The organism is Campylobacter sp. B0100352/1, from assembly GCF_020135855.1.
GTDB classification, from domain to species: Bacteria; Campylobacterota; Campylobacteria; order Campylobacterales; family Campylobacteraceae; genus Campylobacter_D; species Campylobacter_D taeniopygiae.
Genome location: NZ_JACHTP010000044.1, coordinates 1 through 3499 on the forward strand (window position 1 = coordinate 1; position 3499 = coordinate 3499).

Annotated in this window: 3 protein-coding genes and 1 pseudogene; all 4 read right to left on the reverse strand. The window is 27.0% G+C overall.

The genetic code is table 11. The features are described from left to right. A partial coding sequence (locus tag H2279_RS08200) for a hypothetical protein (RefSeq protein ID WP_337196236.1) occupies positions 1-1227 on the reverse strand: 1227 nt, incomplete at its 3' end. Next, a complete protein-coding gene (locus tag H2279_RS08205; RefSeq protein WP_337196237.1) occupies positions 1224-1709 on the reverse strand; it encodes a hypothetical protein in 486 nt (161 codons plus the stop codon). The genes H2279_RS08200 and H2279_RS08205, both read right to left, overlap by 4 nt. Positions 1710-1718: 9 nt before the next feature. Then, positions 1719-3182: a hypothetical protein gene (locus H2279_RS08210; RefSeq protein ID WP_337196238.1), complete on the reverse strand. Its 1464-nt coding sequence runs from the start codon at positions 3180-3182 to the stop codon at positions 1719-1721. 1 nt (position 3183) lies between these two features. Further along, a pseudogene (locus H2279_RS08215) lies at positions 3184-3499 on the reverse strand (ankyrin repeat domain-containing protein); the annotation flags it as partial.

Here is a 3499-nt window from a genome sequence, read left to right on the forward strand (position 1 = left end):
AGATTTGAGAATGTTTTCTAATTGCTCATCCTTAGCATAAAGAAATTTTTCTTCTAAGGAGCAATCAAAGTTTAAAGGAAAAGGTTTTAAGGTATTTTTACTTAAAAATTTTTCCCAAAGCATAGAATTTTCTTCCGAAGACAAATTCCAAAAATCATCTTTATTGTTATAAACATAATCTTGATAATCTATAAAATTTACAAAATTAATATTTATATCTTTTTGTTTAGAGAGTAAACCTTGTATATTTTCTTCTTCTAAATTTTTAGGCAATTTATCATAATTTATAATATAACGATTATATCTGCTATGTGTTAAATTTTGGGTGTCAAGCTTTTCTAATAATTCTTTAGAAAAATAATTTAAAAAATAACTATTTGTATATTTTTCTAAAGCTTCTTTAAAGCTTCTTTCATAAATAAAATCATTCAAATTTAAAGGATAAGATTTTAAAGGATTATTTTTTGAATTTAAAAGATAATCATAAGCTACAAAAAAATAAGAAAAATCCATAAAAGCATAATCAGCACTGATGCCTTTACAAAGATTTAAAAACATATATTCAAGCTCTAAGATGATTTTATTTTCTTTATCTAAATTGAGTTTTTCTTGTAATTTTTTCTCATCAATAAAACTTTTTTTAACTCTATAATCATAATTGTGAAGCAAATAATTTAAATTTTCTTCATTAAAATTAAAAGTTAAATTAAGAGAGGAATTAAAATAAATATCATATTGACTAAAATGAGGTTCTAAAAGATCATTTTCTATAAAAGTGTCTATTTTATCTTGAGAAAAATTTTCACCACTTTCATTCCAAAAAGGTAAATTAGGGGAAAGATTTTCTATAAAACCTATAGGTATTAATTCATCTTTTTGATAGTATCGATGTAAAATGTATTTGCTTTTATCCCTACATAAGCGATTATAAATTTGAGTATAATTTTGTGGTAAAAAATTTAACCATTCATCATCTTTGCTCAAATTAATACCTTCAAATTGATCAATGCTAAAAAAGGTTTTAAACTCTTGCATAGCCTTTAAGGTATTTTCTAAATGTTTATTATAGAAATTATTTTCATTGGCTTTTTTAAAATCAAGCCAATCTTGTAAATTTAAACGATTACCTTTTAAACTCCAAGCGTTAAGATATTTTTCATCGCTAAAGGTTTTTTTAGATAAAAGATGAAAGCTAACCTGATTAGCACTTATATTTTGTGTTTTCATTCGAATTTAAAACTTTTCAAATACTCTACAACAGGATCTTCACTTATCCATTCATCTTCACCCATCTCTTCATCAAATTCATCATATCCATAACAATAAGGATCATCATAAAGTTCCATTTCTCTTGTTTCAGCAATACCTTCTATACAAATTTTTGCACTGATACAATCTTCTTGACTTTCATTTGGTTTTAAAGCTTTTAGGGTGTTAAAAATTTCAAAAGCATCGCTGTATTGTTTTTCATATTCTTCTTTATTGAAGCCTTTTTTATTATGTTGAACATTTATAATCTCACGTAAAGCTGTTTCTGCAGCTACAGCCAAAAATGTAAAACCATAACTTGATTCAAAATCGCCATATTCTTCGTATTCTTCACTCACAACACCACTAATATTGGCTCCTTTTTTTAAAGCAATTTTAAACTTTCTTACGTTAGATTCTTCAATCGCTATAAGTAAATCATAATCAATTTCTTTTACCATTTTTTCCTCCTAAGGTTCTAAAATAACTTGAAAATCAGCACTGATTGCTTTTCTATCTTGAGAATGCAAATTAGCATAAAAATTCACAAAATGTTTATCAAGATTAAAATCTTCTCCATTGATTTTTCCTAAATTGCTTCTAAAATTAAGTCTTTTAATGAAAACCCAACCAGCCGATTCATTATTTAGAGCTTCTTGATACATTTTTATCAATATGGATTTTAAACCCTTGTATCTTGCTTGTTGATTTTTTTCAAAAAATTTTTTATCATTGTCTTCTATGTCATATTTTTTATTGTTTTCTATAGATGCCCTAAAACGATCTTCATTAAATTGTTTAGAATATACTGCTTCTTCTGTATTTCCTAATTTTGTACTCTCGATACTTCCAAAAGAATTATTCGCTCTATTTGTTATTTTTGTGCTTCTATTGCAAGCTATAGCATAATCCATTCCATACAATTTTACACATTTTAATTGATAAGAAATTTGATCGGTTAAATTTAAAGCACTGCTATAAGCATAGTTTTTAACTTCTACTATCATTCTTTTTTTATCTTCAAGTGTAATAAGAAAGTCAGGATCGCTTCCTGTTTGTCCTATATTATCTTCAAAGATACCATCTGCGTTGATTCTTTGATGATAAAGATGAGGAGCATGTCTTAAAAGAGCAAAAGAAACAACCCATTCAGCATAGTCAGCTCCTGCTCTTGTGTTGATGAAATTTTTAAGGGCATTAATGTCTTTAATCTTTTCTAAATCTTTTTTTTGTTTATTGTGTCTTTTATTTTTTGCCTTTTTATCCTCTTCGATTTTCTCTATTTTTTTACCAATCTCATCTTTCTCTTCTTTGGTTGTAGCTCGTTGCAATTGTTCTTCGGCTTTTTTTGTTTCTTCATCATAAGTTTTTTCAATGATGGCTTTATTCCTTTCTAAAAGTTCCTCTGCTTTGGTTTTTAAACTATCCCAATCTTGACTTAATTCTTCATCCTCTTTTTGAGTTTTTTTTCCTTCGGCATGACCCATCTCAAGAGCTTCTCTAAATTCTTTAGGGGTTTGTAATTTTTCAAAAGGGGCATGTTTTAATCTTAGTTTAGTTCTTCTAAAATAAATAGGATTTTTTTGTTTTTCTAAACCTTTTCTTAAAAAAACATGTCCGCCTATGGGTTCTTTATCAAAGTCAGGATGTTCTAATTCTATATAAAGTTTTATTTCCCCATCTTTAATCTCACTATTAGAAAATTCTATTTTTCCTTGATCATTGGCAGTATTATCATATAGGAGTTTTCTTTTATTCTTATCTTGATCTTGATCTTGATCTTTATTCTTATCTTGATCTTGATCTTGAACTTTATATATTCTTATCTTGGCCCCTACAATAGGAATATTTTTGATCTCATTTTCATAATCCTCATGAAAATGTGCTTCCTCGCACAACATTAGTTCAATTTCTCTTGTATGTATAGTGACCATTTTATGCCTTGATAACTTCTATATTTCTATGAAACACTAAAGGAGTTTTTTCTAAGATAGCAAGATAATTTTCCTTAAGTTGTTTTTCGTGTTCTTTTTTTATTTTATCTTGTATTTCTCTTTTTTTTCGCATTTCATCTTTAAATTCTCTCAATTTTTCTTCACTGCCTAAAAGCTCTAAAGAACTTTTAGCTCCTGCTTTAAGAAGGTATTTTTTTATGGTTTCACTTTTATTGCCTATAAGATCAAGAGCTGATTTACCAAAATGATCAAAAACATTTACATTAGCTCCTGCTTCAATGAGCTTTTTAACTGTA